We start from the raw sequence: 17,922 nt of genomic DNA, 5'->3' as shown, positions 1-17,922 counted from the left end.
CGCTTTTGCGTTATGGCGTCGACGGTTGCGGCAGGTTCAGCCCCGGCGCAAGACGCGTTGCCTTGAATTCGGTGATCTCGTAATGCGCGAGTTGCTGCCGGGCAAACGGGTCTTCCGCGACGATCTCGTCGAGCCTTGCGCGATCGATGCCCGACGCGATGATCAGGCCGCCGTCGCGCGGCACCTTCGGCCCGGCCATCACGAATACGCCCGCCGCGAAATAGCGTTCGAGAAAAAGGCGGTGTTCTTCGAGAGCATCGTCGATTTCGGCGAGCGCGCCGGTGTAACGCAGATTGATCACATACATTTGTGTCGCCGTCCGGAAGTGGATCGCAACCCTGATTCTAAGCGGGCGGCGCGGCGGATATTCACATGAGGCTTGTGTATTTCCGCCCGCACCAACGCTGTGCGAACATGCAGCACTCCGGTGGGACGCTCGGGCCGGAGCCGTAACACGTTATCCCGCAGTCATTTGCATTCGAAACAGGAAGACCATGCAGCGCAGAAATATGCTCAAAGCCCTCGCGGCCGTCGTGGCGTCGGCCGCGTTCATCGCGAGTTTCTCGGCACACGCCGACGACAAAGTCATCAAGGTCGGCACCATCAGCGGCCCCGACGCCCAGATTTGGCAAGTCGTGCAGAAGGTTGCCAAGCGCGACGGACTCAACGTGAAGGTGATTGAGTTCAACGACTACGTGCAGCCGAATGCCGCACTCGACGCCGGCGATCTCGATGCGAACAGCTTCCAGCATCAGCCGTATCTGGACAGCCAGATCAAGCAGCGTGGCTACAAGATCGTGAGCGCGGGCCTCACCTACATTTCGCCGCTTGGCATGTATTCGAAGAAGCTGAAGTCGCTGAAGGACTTGCCGCAAGGCGCGAAAGTCGCGGTGCCGAACGATCCGTCGAACGAGAATCGTGCGCTGCTGCTTCTTCAGTCGCAAGGTGTGATCAAGCTGAAGGCAGGCGCGGGCGCGAACGGCAACAACGCGACTGCGCTCGACGTCGCGGACGATCCGAAGAAGATCAAGCTGGTCGAACTCGACGCGGCGCAACTGCCGCGCACGCTTGCGGATGTCGATGCCGCCGCCATCAACACGAACTTCGCGCTCGCTGCCGGCCTGCAGCCGACGAAAGATGCGATCGCGTTGGAAGACGTGCATAGCCCCTACGCGAATCTGATCGCGGTGCGGGCGAAGGACAAGGATCAGCCGTGGGTGAAGAAGCTGGTCGCCGCGTATCAGTCCGAGGACGTGCGGCAGTTCCTGAAGAGTGAGTTCAAGGGTTCGGTCGTGCCGTCGTTCTGAGCGGCGGGAAGACAAGCGCGGAAACGGCGTCCACTGCGGACGCCGTTTTTTTTGCTCAGTCGGCGTAGATGCGGCGCAACTCGCGCTCCCAGACGAGGCTTGCATCGTCGCCCTGGTGAGCCTTGAAACCCGTGCGCATGAAGAGGCTGCATAGATCTTCCCGCGCTTGATCCAGCCTGCACACGACGCTCGCATAGCCCGCGCCCTGCGCGAAGTTCGTGCACGCGGCGACGAGTTGCTCTCCGAGACCGCGGCGGCGTGCGCCCGGCTCGACGAACAACAATTCGATGCACGCCTGCCCCTCGGACGCGGCGGTCAGCAGCGCAGCGCCGACGCGCGCGTCGCCCTCCTGCTCTGCCACCCAGCACGCGATGCGCGGCGTGTCCCGCTGCATTGCGCCGAGAAAGCGCGACACGACCTTTGCCGCGTGCGCTTCGTAGGCAAGGCTCGCGCGGTCGGAAACGTCGAGGTGCGCGTGGCGCTCGATCATCCAGCCGAAGTCGCCGCAGCGCGGGCTGCGCAGCCGCGTGGCGACATGCTGTGAAGGTGGCGATAGAAGGCGCTCGATGTCCGCCATCGCCAGCGACAACTGCTCGATCTCGCCCGGCGCCAGCATATGCAGCAGCGACGCGGTCTCCGTGGAGACATGAAGATCGAGTTCGTCGACCTTGGCTTTTGCCTCGGGCGTCATGGTCAACAGATGCGCGCGCCCGTCGGATTCGTTCTTGCGCCGCACGACCAGACCGAGCTTCTGGAAGTTGGTGATGAGCCGGCTGAGATAACCCGTGTCCAGCCCAAGGTTGCGCGCGAGGTCTGCGGCGGTGTGCGCGCGTTCGTGCGCGAGCTCGTGAAGAATGCGGACTTCCGTCAATGAGAAGTGGCTTCTGTGAAGGCGCTCGTGAAAAGCGCCCGCGTGGCGCGCGTAAAAGCGGTTGAAGCGCCGCACGGCCTCGACAGCCCGACTCGGATCAAAGCATCCCATTGTGCCTTTGCTCTCTCAAGATATGTGGTTCTATTTGATTTAGTTGCGATTCCGAACTAATGGCGCATTGTGCCAAAGAAAGCACGATCGTGCGAATACGAAAATGCCCGAATTTTTACGGATTCCCGGCAGCGGGTATTGATTGGTCTCATCGCGGTGGCTATGCGGGTAAGTCCCGATAGCGATGATGTTGTGAAGTCACCGTCTAAACAGGTTGTAACTTATTGATTACGGACAGAAACTGCCATCGGTCATGGATAGTTCTGCTCGCGTTGACTGGTATTATGTTGGTTATATAATGGGCTCCACCTAAGGCGTCGTGAGGTCGTTTCGTGAGACGAACTTGGAAAGATCTGACGCCCGACGGTGACAGCGACACGCCGCTGTATCTCCAGCTGGCCGCGCGTCTTGCTTCGGCCATTCACGCTGGCGCGTGGTCGGCCGGCGAGGCGCTGCCGTCAGAGCGGACGTTGTCCGAGGGCGTCGGGGTATCGCGCATCACGGCGCGCAAGGCAATTGCGTTGCTGGTCGAGCAGGGGCTCATCAGGCGCGTGCGCGGCACGGGCAGTTTCATCACGCCGCGCGTCGAGGATCCGTTGTCCAGGCTCACCGGTTTTACCCGAAAGATGGAACAACGCGGCTTCGCGCCGGATTCGGTCTGGCTCGGGCGCGGCCTGCGCACGGCCAATCGCGATGAAACCGTGCGTCTCGGTTTGTCGCCCGGCGCGGCGGTGGCGAGTCTCAGAAGATTGCGGCGGGCGGACGGCATCGTGATGGCGGTCGAGCATTCCACGCTGCCCGCCTGGCTGGTGCCGGACCCGCTCGTGATCGGCGCGTCGCTCTACCGGTATCTGGAGGAGCGCGGTCAGGCGGTCGTGCGCGCGTTGCAGCACTTCCGCGCGGTGAACGCAGGCGCGGAAGTCGCGCGCATGATGGGCGTGGCACCCGGAGCCGCGTTGCTCGTGATCACGCGCATCGGCTATGCGGCGGATCAGCGCGCAATTGAATTGACGGATACGTATTGCCGCGACGACTACTACGACTTCGTTGCGGAGTTGCATCGATGAAGGCCGAGCCACGCATCGAAAGAAGAGAGCAAGAAAGAGAACGAGAGGACCAAAAGAAGCCGTTCGCCGGCTGCGCATGGAAGCATTGGCGCGGACCCGCGTGCTCGCAACGCGGCGCGAACCGCACCTGAACCTCACTACGCACTGCGTATTTCCAGAGAACTTCATGCTGAAAGGAAACATACTGACGAACGACGGCTGGATTCACGGCACCGTTCGTTTCGAAAACGGTCGCGTGACGGCGCTCGAAGGCCACATCGCCGATCCGTCGGCCAACGACGCGCCGTACATCCTGCCGGGCTTCATCGACCTGCACGTGCACGGCGGCGGCGGGCGCGACATCATGGAAGGCGGCGACGCGGCCGATACCGTCGCGCGCCAGCACGCGCAACACGGCACGACGAGCCTGCTCGCCACCACGATGACCGCCCCGCGCGACGAACTCATGCAGGTCGTCGCCGGCCTCGGCGAACAGGCGAAGCGCCGCGCCGCCAGCGGCGCGCGCGTGCTCGGCGTGCATCTGGAAGGACCGTACATCAATCCTGGCAAGCTCGGCGCACAGCCGGACGCAGCCGCCGTCGCCGTGCGCGACGAAGTGCTCAAGTACCTCGAACTGGCGCCGATCCGCGTCGTGACCATCGCGCCGGAGATTTCGGGTCATCTCGAGATCATCTCCGACATGGCGGCGCGCGGCGTGCGCGTGCAACTCGGGCATTCGCTCGGCACGTATGACGACGCCGTCAACGCGCTGAAGCACGGCGCGCGCGGTTTCACGCATCTCTTCAACGCGATGTCGCCGCTGCATCATCGCGATCCCGGCATGGTCGGCGCAGCGCTCGCACATGCGGAGTACGCCGAACTGATTCCCGACCTGCTGCACGTTCACCCCGGCGCCATTCGCGCCGCCATGCGCGCCATTCCGCGGCTTTATGTCGTGACCGACAGCACGTCCGCCGCCGGTATGCCGGACGGCGAATACCGCCTCGGCAGCCAGCACGTCACCAAGTGCATGGGCGGCGTGCGTCTGGCGGACGGCACGCTCGCAGGCAGCACGCTGACCATGGATCAGGCGCTGCGCAATCTCGTTTCGCTGGGCATTCCGCTCGCGGACGTTTCGAATCGCTTGTCGCGCTATCCCGCCGACTACCTCGGGCTCGAAGACCGCGGCCGCATCGCGCGCGGCGCGTGGGCCGACATGGTCGTCCTCGACCGGGACTTCGCGCTGACCGCCACTTATGTCGAAGGAGAATCGATTGTCGAATATGCTCACTGAGGCGCTGGAGTCCGCGGATGTCGTCGCGGCCCAACTCGCCGATACCTCGCGCATCGAGGCGCTTGCCGTGAAGCTCGCGGAGCAGCCGCGTCATGTCGCGTTGACCGTCGCTCGCGGCAGTTCGGACCATGCCGCGAGCTATTTCGCCAGCCTGACGATGAGCCGCATCGGCGTGCCAGTCGCGTCGCTGCCCATGTCCGTCGCCACGTTGCAGCAAGCGCCGCTGCGCGTGTCCGGCCAGCTTGCCGTCGCGTTCTCGCAGTCGGGCAAGAGCCCGGATCTCGTCGGCACCATGCAGGCGTTGCGCGAAGCGGGCGCATTCACGGTCGCGGCAGTCAACGTCGCCGGTTCGCCGCTGGAAAACGCCTGCGAATATTTCCTGCCGCTGCTCGCGGGACCGGAGCTTTCGGTTGCCGCAACCAAGAGCTATATCGCGATGCTGTCGCTGTCGGCCATCGTGATCGCGCACGTTCAGCGCGACGCCGAACTGCTGAACGCGCTCAAGTCGCTGCCGGATGCGCTGCGCGCGGCGGGCAAGCTCGACTGGACGCGCGCCGTGGAAGAACTGAAAGGCGTCGACCGCATGATCGTCGTCGGGCGCGGCCTCGGGCTTGCCATCGCGCAGGAAGCGGCGCTCAAGCTGAAGGAAACGTCGGGCATTCAGGCCGAAGCGTTCTCGAGCGCGGAAGTGCGTCATGGTCCGATGGAAATCATCGACCGCGACTATCCGCTGCTCGTTTTCGCGCCGCGCGGGCCGGAGCAGGCCGGTCTCATCCAGTTGGCGGCGGACATGCGCGCACGCGGCGCACGCGTGCTGCTCGCAGCACCCGACGACGTGCCCGGCGCCGAATTGCCGCTCGTCGCCACCGACCACCCGGCGCTCGATCCGATCGCCGCGATCCTTTCGTTCTACGTGATGGCGGCAGGTCTTGCCGCCGCGCGCGGGCGCAACCCCGACGCGCCGCGCCACCTGAACAAGGTCACTGAAACCCATTGAGTGAGATAGACGATGCGCCGTGCCGAGGACTCCGTGTTGAACCATTCCACCGATAACCCGAGCGATATCGTTCTGCTCGCTCCGTTTACCGGTCCCGTCGTGCCGCTCGCCGACGTGCCCGACCCCGTGTTCGCCGAGGGGATGTTCGGCGACGGCATCGGCATCGATCCGCTCGACAACGTGCTGCTTTCGCCGTGCGACGGCACGGTGACGCATCTCGCGCGCACGCATCACGCGGTCACACTGCGCACGGCAGCGGGCGCGGAGATTCTCGTGCATATCGGCATCGACACGGTCGAGTTGGGCGGCGAAGGCTTCGCGCCGATGGTCGAACAAGGCGCGACGGTGCGTGCGGGCCAGCCGCTCATCGAGTTCAACGCGGATTTCGTCGCGCAGCATGCACCGAGTCTCGTTTCCGTGATCGCGGTCGCCAATGGGGACGCATTCGAGGTCGCCCAGCGCGCCGGCCGTGGCGTGCTGAAGGCAGGCGCGCGCATGCTGGTCCTGCGCGCGAAGGACGGCGCGGCGGCGCACGTGGCGCGCTCGTCGTCGAACGTGATGACCGAAGCGCGGCGCACCGTCACGCTGGCCCACGCGGGCGGTTTGCACGCGCGGCCGGCGGCGCGGGCGCGCGAGGCGGCGCGCGGTCTGGACGCCAAGGTCGAAGTGCGCTTCGAAGGCCGCAAGGCGCCGGTCGAAAGCGTCGTGGGTCTGCTCGGGCTGGGCGCGGGCGAGGGCGCGACCATCGAACTCGTCGGCTTGGGCGCGCAGGCGCAGCAAGCGGTCGATGCCGTCGCCACCGAATTGCTGCGCGCGGCGCAGGGCGAAGTCGAAGAAAAGCCGGCGCGCGAGCAGTCGCCCACGCCGGTTCCCGTTGCCCGCGCGTCCGCCGAGCCGCTGCCGCCGAACACGCTCGCGGGCGTGTGCGCGGCGCCAGGCATCGCGGTCGGCAAGCTGGTGCGCTGGGACGACCAGGAAATCGTGCCGCCGGAACAGGCGAGCGGTCCGTCCGCCGCCGAGAGCCGCGCGCTGGACAAGGCCATCACGCAAGTCGATGCCGAACTCGAAGTCACCGTGCGCACGGCATCGCAGCGCGGCGCGGTCGGCGAAGCGGGCATTTTCGCGGTGCATCGCGTGCTGCTGGAAGACCCGACGCTCGTCGATGCCGCGCGCGATCTGATCAGCCTCGGCAAGAGCGCAGGCTTTGCATGGCGCGAGGCGATCCGCGCGCAAATCGCGCTGCTCAACAACGTGAACGACGCACTGCTCGCCGAACGCGCGGCGGACCTGCGCGACATCGAAAAGCGCGTGCTGCGCGCGCTAGGCTTGACAAACACGGCGGCGCGCGCGCTGCCGGACGAAGCCGTGCTCGCGGCCACCGAATTCACGCCGTCCGATCTGGCGTCGATCGACCGCACGCGCGTCACCGCGCTCGTGATGTCGCGCGGCGGCGCAACCTCGCACGCGGCGATCATCGCGCGGCAGATCGGCATTCCGGCGCTCGTCGCCATTGGCGATGCGCTGCACGCGGTTCCCGAAGACGCGCAAGTGGTCGTGGACGCGTCGGCGGGCCGCTTCGAATATGCACCGAGCGCGCTCGATGTCGAACGTGCGCGTCACGAGCGCGAGCGTCTTGCGGGCGTGCGCGAGGCGAACCGCAAGATGTCGCAGCAGGCGGCATCGACGCGTGACGGCCGTCATGTCGAAATCGCGGCGAACATCGCCACGCTCGACGACGCGAAGGCCGCTGTCGAAAACGGCGCGGACGCCGTCGGCCTCTTGCGCACCGAGTTGCTCTTTATTCATCGCCAGGCTGCGCCGACGGTGGCGGAGCACGCGTCGAGCTATCAGGAAATCGTCGAGGCGCTGGCCGGTCGCAGCGCGATCATCCGCACGCTGGATGTCGGCGCCGACAAGGAAGTGGACTATCTGACGCTGCCGCCCGAAGAGAATCCGGCGCTGGGCCTGCGCGGCATCCGTCTCGCGCAAGTGCGGCCGGACCTGCTCGACGACCAGTTGCGCGGCCTGCTCGCCGTCAAGCCGGCGGGCGCGGTCCGCATTCTCCTGCCGATGGTCACGGATGCCGGCGAACTGCAGCGCCTGCGCGCACGCATCGACGAACTGGCGCGCGAAGCGGGGCGGACGGAGCCGGTGGAAGTGGGCGTGATGATCGAAGTGCCGTCGGCGGCGATGCTGGCGGACCAACTCGCCAAGTACGCCGATTTCTTCTCTATCGGCACGAACGATCTCACGCAATACACGCTCGCGATGGACCGCTGCCAGCCCGATCTGGCGGCGCAGTCCGACGGCCTGCATCCGGCCGTGCTGCGGCTCATCAAGATGACGGTGCAGGGCGCGGAAAAGCACGGCAAATGGGTCGGCGTGTGCGGCGCGCTCGGCGGCGATCCGCTCGCGGTGCCGCTGCTTGTCGGCCTCGGCGTGACGGAACTGTCCGTGGATCCGTCGTCCGTGCCCGGCATCAAGGCGCGCGTGCGCAATCTCGATTACCAGCTTTGCCGTCAGCGCGCGGAAGACGTCCTCGCGCTCGAATCGGCGCAGGCAGTAAGAGCGGCTAGCCGCGAAATCTGGCCGCAGGACTAAACGCTTGATGCTTCATTCGTAGCCACAACCCGAGCAGCAACGACAAGACCTATATCTTTTGGAGAACCCCCGATGGACGCTAACCCGTTTGCAAAGATGCAGCGCTTAGGCCGCGCCCTGATGCTGCCGATTGCCGTTTTACCGGTGGCCGGCCTGCTGTTGCGTCTAGGCCAGCCCGATGTCTTCAACATCAAGATGATCGCCGACGCGGGCGACGCCATCTTCTCGAACCTGCCGCTTCTGTTCGCCATCGGCGTGGCGGTGGGCTTCGCGAAGGACAACAACGGCACGGCAGGTCTCGCCGGCGCGATCGGTTATCTGATCGAAACCGCCGTCATGAAGGACATCAACGACAAGCTCAACATGGGCGTGTTGTCCGGGATCATCGCGGGTATGGTCGCGGGGTACATGTACAACCGCTTCAAGGACATCAAGCTGCCCGAGTATCTGGCGTTCTTCGGCGGCAAGCGGTTCGTGCCGATCGTGACAGGCGTCGCGTGTCTGTTTATCGGCATCGTGCTGGGTTACGTATGGCAGCCGGTGCAATCCGGCATCGACGCTGCCGGCAACTGGCTGACGACGGCCGGCGCGCTCGGCACGTTCGTGTTCGGCGTGCTGAACCGGATTCTCCTCGCGACGGGTCTGCACCACATCATCAACTCGCTCGCGTGGTTCGTGTTCGGGTCGTTCACGCCGCCGGGCGGCGGCGCGGTGGTGCACGGCGACCTGCATCGCTTCTTCGCGGGCGACCAGACGGCGGGCGGTTTCATGACCGGCTTCTTCCCGATCATGATGTTCGGCTTGCCGGCCGCGTGTCTCGCGATGTTCCATGAAGCACCGAAGGAGCGCCGCGCGGTCGTCGGCGGCCTGCTGTTTTCGATGGCGCTGACCGCGTTCCTCACCGGCGTGACCGAGCCGATCGAGTACAGCTTTATGTTCCTCGCGCCGGTGCTCTACGGCATCCACGCGGTGCTGACGGGTCTGTCGCTCGCCATTTGCTCGGCGCTCGGCATTCACCTGGGCTTTACGTTCTCGGCGGGCGCGATCGACTACGTGCTGAACTACGGCCTATCGCAGCGCGGCTGGCTGGCGATTCCGATCGGTCTCGTGTACGGCATCGTGTATTACGGCCTGTTCCGCTTCTTCATCCGCAAGTTCAACATGGCGACGCCGGGCCGCGAGCCTGCCACGACCGACGCGCAAACGGATGCAACGCCTGTCGGTGGCTATGTGCCGGGCGACGTCGCCCCGGCAGCGGCGAGCACGCGCGCCACGAAGTACATCGCGGCGCTGGGCGGCGCGTCGAACCTGACGCTCGTCGATGCGTGCACGACGCGCCTGCGTCTCTCGGTGGTGGATACCGAGGCAGTGTCGGAGCCGCAATTGAAGACCATCGGCGCGCGTGGCGTGTTGAAGCGCGGCAAGACGAACGTGCAGGTCATCATCGGACCGGAAGCGGACCTCATCGCCGATGAAATTCGTGGCGAACTCGAGCACTCGTCGACGCGCGGCGCGACGCCCGCATCTTCGGCTCCGGCGCAGCCCGCGGTTGCGGCCGCAGGCGTAGCCGACCAAACCGCCGGCCCGCTCGATCCGGACCCGCTGCGCTGGCTCGCGGTGTTCGGCGGCGCGACCAACGTCGTTTCGCTCGATGCCGTCGCGCAAACGCGCCTGCGCGTCGTCGTGCGCGATCCGTCGTCGGTGGATCGTCAGCGTCTGTCGCAGTTGGATGTGGCGTGGGTGTCGGCCGATACGTTCCACATCGTCGTGGGTCAGGCGGCGCAGCGGTACGCGGCGCAGATGGCCACGCGTTTGACCGGCAACGGCGGCGGCGCAGCGCCGATGCCGGCTTGATGCGGTAAGCAAGTGTTCGCAGAAACGGCGCCTTCGGGCGCCGTTTTTGTTTCCATGCGCGTCGCGCAGGCAAACAAAAACCCCGCTGTCTTTCGACAGCGGGGTTCGAACACGCTTGCTACAGGCTCGCTGCTGCGTTACGCGTAGTCGTGCAGCGCGGTGCGCATCTTCTTCATGGCGCTCGCCTCGATCTGGCGAATGCGCTCCGCCGAGACGCCGAATTCGTCGGCCAGTTCGTGCAGCGTCTTGCCGCCCGATCCGTCGTCCTGCACGTCGAGCCAGCGCGCCTTGATGATGCGGCGGCTGCGTTCGTCGAGCGATTCCAGCGCCGTGGAAAGGCCGTCGCTTTGCAGCTTGTCGAACTGGCGCGCGGCGATTACGTTCGTCGGCTCGTTGTGCGAGTCCGCCAGATAGGCGATCGGCGCGAACGCTTCTTCGCCGTCTTCCACCTGGCCTTCCAGCGCGATGTCGCCGCCCGAAAGGCGCGTTTCCATCTCCGCGACTTCCTCGCGCTTCACATTCAGCTCGCTAGCCAGACCTTCGATCTCGCCCGGCGTGAACGCCGCGTGGCCGGTCTTGTGGCTGCGCAGATTGAAGAACAACTTGCGCTGCGCCTTGGTCGTCGCGACCTTCACCATGCGCCAGTTGCGCAGGATGTACTCGTGAATCTCGGCCTTGATCCAGTGCATGGCGTACGACACGAGGCGCACGTTCTGCTCCGGATCGAAGCGCTTCACGGCCTTCATAAGACCGATATTGCCTTCCTGGATCAGGTCTGCGTGCGGCAGGCCGTAGCCCAGATAGTTGCGGGCGATCGACACGACGAGACGCAGGTGCGACAGCACGAGCTGCCGCGCGGCGTTCAGGTTGCCTTGCTCGCGAAATTCGGTGGCGTACTGACGTTCCTCTGCCGGCGAAAGCATCGGAATACGGTTCACTGCTTGTATGTAGGAATCGATGTTGCCGATCTGGCCGGTCAGCATCGACGACTGTGCGTACGTCAGCGCGCCTGCCGAAGATGCCTTGGCAGGTGCCGAGCCTACAACATTCGGAAGGGTCATCGCATTGGTCACGCTCATAAGCTCCTTGTCAACAATTGCCTGCGGCCGCAACGGCGGCGGCAGGCCAGTCACGATATTAGCACTCCGTCAATCCGAGTGCTAAGTGTTAGAGGGGAACGACGTGTGGGAGTTCCCACAAAACTATCGATTTCGTGGGTTTGATAGGCAGCCGAGCTCGAGCGATTGAGCTGAACTTACCGAAAGCGAAGCGTTAGATCGAACAATTTACCGCATATGCACATTAGCGCAACGGATTATTCAATCAAAGCGGCAAGATGCGCTGGATTGTGCAAATATGTGTCAACCGAAATACAATGCGCCGACCACCGCTCGGCGGGACGTAACATCACCCTTACATGGGGCGCTCATGCAGAAAAACAAGCTTCTCTGGCGCAGTTTGTTGTCTCACGGCGCCATCGCGGTTTCGCTCGGTCTGGCGTCGGCGGCGGCACATGCCGACCGGTTCGGACTTCAGATCGCGGGCGGCGTCGCCAACCATGACTTCAAGAAAGCCGACGTCGGCATCGTCTGGGACCCGAACCTGACGTGGTGGGAAATCGGCGGGTTCCACTTCACGCTCCTCGGCGAGGGGCACGTCGCATACTGGCACACGAAGGAAAGCAACTCGGTCAATCCGAACGTTTGGGAATTTGGCGTCACGCCGGTGCTGCGGTTCGTGAAAAGCTCCGGCTATATCCGGCCGTTCGTGGAAGCGGGCGTGGGCGTCCGGCTCATCTCGCACGCGCGCATCACGGAAGACTACACGCTGTCCAGCGGATTCCAGTTTGCCGACATGGTCGGCGTGGGCGCAATCTTCGGCGCAAAGCAGAACTATCAGGCCGGTTTTCGCTTCCAGCATCTCTCGAACGCGAGTATCAAAGAGCCGAATCCTGGTATAAATTTCAGCCAGCTATATCTGCAATACAACTTCTGACGGGGCGCCGGTGCATCGGTTCCCCGGCGCAAGGGGAACCGACAGATGCCGGCAAAGACTCTTGAGGCCATCCGCGGCCTCGAACGCGACCGCTTCCGGGCGATGGTCGAGAGCGACGCCGCGGCGCTCGAGACGCTGCTGGCCGAGAACGTCAGCTATGTCCACACCAACGGCAAGCGCGAGACGAAGCGTCAGTTCATCGACGCGATTACCGCCGGGCGCCGCCGCTATCGTCAGATCGAGATTCAGACGCAGGACGTGGTCTCCGCCGGTCCCGAGACGTGTCTCGTGTCGGGCCGCGCGCTGATCGAGATGGAATCGAAGAACGGCGCGCTGCTCTTTCCCATCGCCTACACGGCGGTCCACGTGCAAACCGGCGGTCAGTGGCAACTGCTCGCGCTTCAGGCGACGCGCGTGGCGCTCGAATAGCGCGTCGCCATCGGCGCCGTCAGGCTTCCACGGCTTCGTCCTCGCGCACCCGCCGCGCAATCTGCTTCGAGCGATTCACCGCGCTCACGACTGCATCGACGACCGCGAGCGCGGGGTTCACATGCACTGCGACGCCGAAGCGCATCGGTTCGTCGGCGACGCGGCAGCCCACGAAGACCGCAGTCTCGCCGTTGGCCGTCACCGTCGACTCGAACCAGCTCACGCTCGCGCCCACGCCCATGCCCGACGCGACAGCCTGCGCGTAATGTTCCTCGCTCGCGGCGCTTGAAGCGGGCGGTATCGCAATGCTTCGCCCGAGCACGGAAACCGCCGACGCATCCACGCGCGACACCGGCCCGCCCGCGTCGAAATATTCGCGCTTGAAGAGCGCGCAGATCGCGTCGCCGCTGATTTCCTCGCCGGATTCATCCGCGACCGCCTGCACTGCATGACTGAATTCGATCTGCACGCGGCGCGGCGGCGTGAAGCCCAGCCCGCGTTCGAGCAGATACGTGGCGCCGCCTTTGCCAGACTGGCTGTTCACGCGAATCACGGCGTCGTAGCTGCGGCCGAGGTCGGCGGGATCGATGGGCAAATACGGCACTTCCCACGGCGTGCCCGGCACGCGCTGCGCGAAGCCTTTGCGGATGGCGTCCTGATGCGACCCGGAAAACGCGGTGAACACGAGGTCGCCCGCGTAAGGATGGCGCGGATGCACCGGAAGCTGATTGCAGCGCTCCACCACGCGGCGCACCGCGTCGATATCCGAGAAGTCGAGGCCGGGATCGATGCCCTGCGTGTACAGATTCAGCGCGAGCGTGACGAGATCGACGTTGCCCGTGCGCTCGCCGTTGCCGAAGAGACAGCCTTCGATGCGGTCCGCGCCCGCCAGCAGCGCGAGTTCGGCAGCGGCCACCGCCGTGCCGCGGTCGTTGTGCGGATGCACCGAGAGCACGATGCTGTCGCGAAAGCCCAGGTTGCGGTCCATCCACTCGATCTGGTCGGCGAACACGTTGGGTGTCGCGCATTCGACCGTCGCGGGCAGATTGACGATCATCTTGTGATCGGGCGTCGGACGCCACACTTGCGCGACCGCATCGCATACTTCGCGCGCGAACGACAGCTCCGTCATGCTGAACGTCTCGGGCGAGTACTGGTAGGTCCAGTGCGTTGCCGGCCGCGCCGCCGCGCATTCCTTGATGATGCGTGTGCCTTCCACGGCGAGCGCCTTCACTTCTTCCTTCGACTGATTGAACACGATCCGGCGAAACGACGGCGCGATCGCGTTGTAGAGATGCACGATGACCTTGCTCGCGCCCTCGACCGCTTCGAACGTGCGCTCGATCAGTTCGCGCCGCGACTGCACCAGCACTTCGATGGTGACGTCGTCGGGAATGCGCTTTTCGTCGATCAGCTTGCGCACGAAGTCGAAGTCGGTCTGCGACGCCGACGGGAACCCCACCTCGATTTCCTTGAAACCCGTCGCGACCAGCATCTCGAAGAATTCGAGCTTCGCTGCGATGCTCATCGGCTCGATCAGCGACTGGTTGCCGTCGCGCAGATCGGTGCTCATCCAGATGGGCGCTTTCTCGATCGTGCGATTCGGCCAGCGTCGGCCGTGCAGACGGACTTGCGGGAACGGGCGATATTTCTCGGCGGGGTTCGGCATCATGATCGTCGATCTCTTTCAGGAGCGTAGCGCCTGCGAGAGCGGCCGACGCCGGCGGCTGGCCGGCTGCGGCGCGATTCACATGAAGCACGCGAAGCGGAACTGCGCGCGCGATCCCATTGCGCACCGGCGACGGTGACGCCTGCGACCAACGTGAACGTGCGCGAAGCAGCGTGCATGTGACCCTCGCGTTTTCGATTCGCGGGATGCGCGAACGAAAAACTGACGACTACAAGGTGGTAAGGAAAAGAACTGCGGGAACGGCTGGCGGGAACACGCGCCTGGCGACGCGCGCCGCTACGTCTGGCGACTTACGCTAGACGTAGCGATAGGGGCCGCGCTAGGCGGCCCGAAATAATTCGGAGGGAGGAGAATTGGGTGAAACGCATTGGCCTACTTTAAACCAGCGTTGAAGAAAGTGTCAAATGCGGATTTTCCGATTGCGGCGCTATACCGGCCGGCGCACCACGTCTGCGATCAGTTCCACCTGACGCGCGATGGCGGGCGGCACCGGCACGTCGCCCCGCATCACGTCTTCGATCCAGCGCGCGGTTGTGGCGGCATCGAGCGATTCGGGCAGTTCGACGGCGGGCGCGTCCGCCTGCGAACGCTCAGGCGCGACGAGCGTCTCGGCGTGGCCGTCGTGGAACCAGTCGATCTGCACCTGGCGGCGCGTATCCGCGACCGCTTCGCCTTCGGTGCCGCGCGCGAGCAGCGCGCCGCCTTGCGCGGCATCCGGATGCTCGGTGAAAAGCGCGGTGAGGCTGTCGCGATACTCCGGATGCGTGTAGTTGACGAGCCGCAAGCCCGGCTCCGCGAACGGCTGCAGAATCTTGACGAGCGTGTGCGTCGAATTGCGCACGCCCATCACGCGTCGAAGGTCCAGCAGCCGCGCGAGCTTCGGCGCGAGAGCCGTCACCGGCGCGAACGCGAGGCGGCGGGAGGCGAGACTGTCCTCGATCTCATCGTGCGACGCGGCGTGCGGAATGCCCACTTCGGCGAAGATCGCGGCGCTGGTCACGCGCCCCGGATCGTCGACGACGCCATGCACCAGCACCGGCACGCCTTCCCGCGCGAGCAGGAGCGCGAGCAGCGGCGTGAGGTTCGGCTGCTTGCGCGCGCCGTTGTAGCTCGGAATCGAAACGGGGCGTGCGTGCTCGCGGCCTTCCTGCACGTGCAGCGGCTCGAACGAACGATGCGCCGCCGCCAGCATCGCGGCGAGTTCGGCCGCCGTCTCGCCCTTCACGCGATACGCGAGCAGCACCGCGCCCAGTTCGACGTCGGAGACCCGGCCATCGAGCATGGCTTCGTAGAGCGAATAGGTGTCGTCACGCGACAGCGCACGCGCGCCGTTCGGGCCGCGCCCGATTTCCTTGATATAGCGCGCGCAGGGGAAAGAAGAAGGTGGAGTGTCGGTCATCGGAAGCGTGCGCAAAGCGGGCGTTCATTTCCGTGGTCCTGAGCGGCGCCGTCGCGGGTTGAGATGCGGTAATGACATTCAGTATCGCATTTAAGCGCCGCTTGCAAGTTCGGGCACAGGCGTCCGATCTCATCCGGTGGCGATTCGAAGGATCGCAGCAGGGCAGCCGAAAGCTCGCGCGCCCGCGCCGGACAAGGCTCGCCACGATTCGCGCAGGCACGTTACACTCGCTTTTTGCGATTCCGGCTGCGAGCGTGTATGCGCCGGCGTTCGAATAACATCAAACAGGAGAGCGGGATGACTTACGTGTTTCCCCCGGCGCCGGCGACCGCCGTGCCGGTCGCGGGTTCGAACGATCAGTTTCCCGTGCGCCGCATCTACTGCGTCGGACGCAACTACGAAGCGCACGCGCGGGAAATGGGCCACGACCCCGATCGCGAGCCGCCGTTTTTCTTCAGCAAGCCCGCCGACGCCGTGTTGTACGTCGCGCCGGGCGCGACGGGCGAAATGCCGTATCCGTCGCAGACCAAGAACCTGCACTTCGAAATGGAACTCGTCGCGGCCATCGGCAAGCAAGGCAAGGACATTCCCGCCGATAAAGGCCTCGACTACGTGTACGGCTATGCGCTCGGCCTCGACATGACGCGTCGCGACCTGCAAGCCGAGGCGAAGAAGCTCGGCCGCCCGTGGGACACGGCCAAGGGCTTCGATCATTCCGCGCCGCTCGGCCCGATTCATCCGGTGTCGAAAGTCGGGCATCTGGAAAAGAGCGCGATCTGGCTCACCGTCAACGGTGAGGAGAAGCAGCGGTCCGACATCTCGCAGCTGATCTGGTCGGTCGGCGAGACGGTAGCCTATCTCTCGACGCTTTTCGAGCTTTTCCCCGGCGATCTCATCTTCACCGGCACGCCCGAAGGCGTCGGCGCGGTCGTGAAGGGTGATCTGCTCAAGGGCGGCGTGGACGGCATCGGTGAATTCTCCGTGCGCGTGGTCTGAGGCGGCGCGCGGACGATGAAGCTCTACAGCTATTTCCGAAGCTCGGCCGCGTATCGCGTGCGCATCGCGCTGAATCTGAAGGGACTCGACTACGAGTACGAGGGCGTCCATTTGCTGCGCGATGGCGGCGCGCAACTGAAGCCGGAATACCGCGCGCTCAATCCGGACGGCATCGTGCCGACGCTCGTCGTCGACGGCGACGTGCTCACGCAATCGCTCGCCATCATCGAGTATCTCGACGAGACGCATCCCGAGCCGCCGCTTTTGCCGCGCGGCGCGTCGGACCGCGCGTTCGTCCGCTCGGTGGCGTTGCAGGTCGCGTGCGAGATCCATCCGCTGGATAACCTGCGCGTGCTGAAGTACCTCAAGCATCAGGTGAAAGTGCCGGACGAGGCGAAGGACGCGTGGTACCGGCATTGGGTGGAAACGGGCTTCGAGTCGCTCGAAAAGCGGCTCGCGACGGATTCGCGCGTCGGCAAGCTGACGTTCGGCGACACGCCGACCATCGCCGACCTTTGCATCGTGCCGCAGGTGTTCAATGCGCGGCGCTTCGGCATCGACCTCGCGCCTTACCCGACCATCGAGCGCATTGCCGATTTCGCGAACCAGATCGACGGCTTCATGCGCGCCGCCCCCGCGCAGCAGCCGGACGCCGAATGACGGCGGCGGTCTCTGCGGGAGCCCTGTCGAGTTACTTGTCGGGTGCCGGATTAGGGGCGAGTCTGATCGTCGCGATCGGCGCGCAGAATGCGTTCGTGCTGCGCCAGGGGCTGAAGCGGCGGCACGTGGGCATCGTCGTGGCGATCTGCGCGTTCATCGACGTCATGTTGATCGCGCTCGGTGTCGGCGGGATGGGCGCGCTGATCGCGCGCGCGCCGTTTCTGCTCGACGTGATTCGTTGGGCCGGCGCGGTCTTCCTGTTCCTTTATGGCTTGCGTGCGTTCGTCGCGGCGTGGCGTGGTCCGGGGCATCTGAACGCATCGGACGGCGATTCGCAGACGGCGCTCGCTGCGGCGTCCACCGTGGTCGCGTTGTCGCTGCTGAATCCGCACGTTTATCTCGATACGGTCGTGCTCTTGGGCGGCATCGGCGCGCGGCATGCGTGGCCGGGCAATGCGTGGTTCGCGGCGGGCGCGATGTGTTCGTCGATCGTCTGGTTCACGGCGCTTGGCTATGGCGCGCGTCTCCTGGAGCCGTGGTTCGAGAAAGACGTGTCGTGGCGCGTGCTCGACGTGATTGTCGGGTGTGTCATGTGGTGGATTGCTGCGGCGCTGGTGTTTTCGCGTTGAAGCCGCAAAGAGAAAGGGCGCCTCGCGGACGCCCTTTTTTCGC

The 17,922-nt window shown here is 65.0% G+C and carries 16 protein-coding genes; 11 read left to right on the top strand and 5 right to left on the bottom strand.

What is annotated here, in order from left to right:
• Nucleotides 1-10 precede the first annotated feature (10 nt).
• Complete coding sequence (locus P9239_RS16735) at nucleotides 11-307, bottom strand: YciI family protein (RefSeq protein ID WP_309752831.1); 297 nt, start codon at nucleotides 305-307, stop codon at nucleotides 11-13.
• A gap of 187 nt (nucleotides 308-494) precedes the next feature.
• Between P9239_RS16735 and P9239_RS16730 the strand changes: the two genes are divergently transcribed.
• The gene (locus P9239_RS16730) at nucleotides 495-1,307 is read left to right on the top strand and encodes a MetQ/NlpA family lipoprotein (protein WP_309752830.1); all 813 of its coding nucleotides are present in this window, start codon (nucleotides 495-497) and stop codon (nucleotides 1,305-1,307) included.
• Nucleotides 1,308-1,362: 55 nt separating this feature from the next.
• Here the strand turns inward: P9239_RS16730 and P9239_RS16725 are convergent, their stop codons facing one another.
• On the bottom strand, nucleotides 1,363-2,178 hold the full coding sequence (locus P9239_RS16725) for a bifunctional helix-turn-helix transcriptional regulator/GNAT family N-acetyltransferase (protein ID WP_309752828.1): 816 nt from the start codon (nucleotides 2,176-2,178) through the stop codon (nucleotides 1,363-1,365).
• A gap of 443 nt (nucleotides 2,179-2,621) precedes the next feature.
• Between P9239_RS16725 and P9239_RS16720 the strand changes: the two genes are divergently transcribed.
• The 5 genes from P9239_RS16720 (at nucleotide 2,622) to nagE (ending at nucleotide 10,081) form a co-directional block, all read left to right on the top strand.
• Nucleotides 2,622-3,356, top strand: a complete 735-nt coding sequence (locus tag P9239_RS16720) for a GntR family transcriptional regulator (protein WP_309752826.1) — start codon at nucleotides 2,622-2,624, stop codon at nucleotides 3,354-3,356.
• A gap of 166 nt (nucleotides 3,357-3,522) precedes the next feature.
• Entirely contained in the window at nucleotides 3,523-4,629 is a 1,107-nt protein-coding gene (gene nagA / locus P9239_RS16715; protein ID WP_309752824.1) for an N-acetylglucosamine-6-phosphate deacetylase, read from the top strand.
• Nucleotides 4,619-5,626: an SIS domain-containing protein gene (locus P9239_RS16710; RefSeq protein ID WP_309754107.1), complete on the top strand. Its 1,008-nt coding sequence runs from the start codon at nucleotides 4,619-4,621 to the stop codon at nucleotides 5,624-5,626. Before nagA ends, P9239_RS16710 begins: the two co-directional genes overlap by 11 nt.
• A 12-nt stretch (nucleotides 5,627-5,638) precedes the next feature.
• Nucleotides 5,639-8,227 carry a phosphoenolpyruvate--protein phosphotransferase gene (gene ptsP / locus P9239_RS16705; RefSeq protein WP_309752822.1) on the top strand — a complete coding sequence of 863 codons (2,589 nt, stop codon included), beginning with the start codon at nucleotides 5,639-5,641 and terminating at the stop codon, nucleotides 8,225-8,227.
• Nucleotides 8,228-8,299: 72 nt separating this feature from the next.
• Nucleotides 8,300-10,081 (top strand): N-acetylglucosamine-specific PTS transporter subunit IIBC, encoded by a 1,782-nt coding sequence (nagE, locus tag P9239_RS16700; protein WP_309752820.1) that lies wholly within the window; start codon nucleotides 8,300-8,302, stop codon nucleotides 10,079-10,081.
• Between the two features lie 137 nt (nucleotides 10,082-10,218).
• On the opposite strand, the gene rpoH is transcribed toward nagE, so the two are convergent.
• On the bottom strand, nucleotides 10,219-11,154 hold the full coding sequence (rpoH, locus tag P9239_RS16695) for an RNA polymerase sigma factor RpoH (protein WP_309754105.1): 936 nt from the start codon (nucleotides 11,152-11,154) through the stop codon (nucleotides 10,219-10,221).
• A gap of 355 nt (nucleotides 11,155-11,509) precedes the next feature.
• Between rpoH and P9239_RS16690 the strand changes: the two genes are divergently transcribed.
• Nucleotides 11,510-12,076: an acyloxyacyl hydrolase gene (locus P9239_RS16690; RefSeq protein ID WP_309752818.1), complete on the top strand. Its 567-nt coding sequence runs from the start codon at nucleotides 11,510-11,512 to the stop codon at nucleotides 12,074-12,076.
• 45 nt (nucleotides 12,077-12,121) lie between these two features.
• Nucleotides 12,122-12,505 carry a nuclear transport factor 2 family protein gene (locus P9239_RS16685; RefSeq protein WP_309752816.1) on the top strand — a complete coding sequence of 128 codons (384 nt, stop codon included), beginning with the start codon at nucleotides 12,122-12,124 and terminating at the stop codon, nucleotides 12,503-12,505.
• 19 nt (nucleotides 12,506-12,524) lie between these two features.
• Here P9239_RS16685 and leuA read toward each other — a convergent pair whose 3' ends face one another.
• Both leuA and ybiB read right to left on the bottom strand, forming a co-directional pair.
• Nucleotides 12,525-14,177 (bottom strand): 2-isopropylmalate synthase, encoded by a 1,653-nt coding sequence (leuA, locus tag P9239_RS16680; protein WP_309752814.1) that lies wholly within the window; start codon nucleotides 14,175-14,177, stop codon nucleotides 12,525-12,527.
• Nucleotides 14,178-14,622: 445 nt separating this feature from the next.
• A complete protein-coding gene (gene ybiB / locus P9239_RS16675; RefSeq protein WP_309752812.1) occupies nucleotides 14,623-15,594 on the bottom strand; it encodes a DNA-binding protein YbiB in 972 nt (323 codons plus the stop codon).
• Between the two features lie 297 nt (nucleotides 15,595-15,891).
• Between ybiB and P9239_RS16670 the strand changes: the two genes are divergently transcribed.
• The 3 genes from P9239_RS16670 to P9239_RS16660 are packed head-to-tail and all read left to right on the top strand — an operon-like array spanning nucleotide 15,892 to nucleotide 17,879.
• Nucleotides 15,892-16,590 (top strand): fumarylacetoacetate hydrolase family protein, encoded by a 699-nt coding sequence (locus P9239_RS16670; RefSeq protein WP_309752810.1) that lies wholly within the window; start codon nucleotides 15,892-15,894, stop codon nucleotides 16,588-16,590.
• A 15-nt stretch (nucleotides 16,591-16,605) separates the two neighbouring features.
• Complete coding sequence (gene maiA, locus P9239_RS16665) at nucleotides 16,606-17,250, top strand: maleylacetoacetate isomerase (protein WP_309752808.1); 645 nt, start codon at nucleotides 16,606-16,608, stop codon at nucleotides 17,248-17,250.
• Entirely contained in the window at nucleotides 17,247-17,879 is a 633-nt protein-coding gene (locus P9239_RS16660) for a LysE/ArgO family amino acid transporter (protein ID WP_309752806.1), read from the top strand. The genes maiA and P9239_RS16660 overlap by 4 nt, the downstream gene beginning before the upstream one ends.
• Nucleotides 17,880-17,922: the final 43 nt, after the last annotated feature.

Source organism: Caballeronia sp. LZ062 (assembly GCF_031450785.1).
Lineage (GTDB): Bacteria > Pseudomonadota > Gammaproteobacteria > Burkholderiales > Burkholderiaceae > Caballeronia.
The sequence above is the reverse complement of the archived record's forward strand: the minus strand, read 5'-3'. Positions and strand labels throughout refer to the sequence as shown.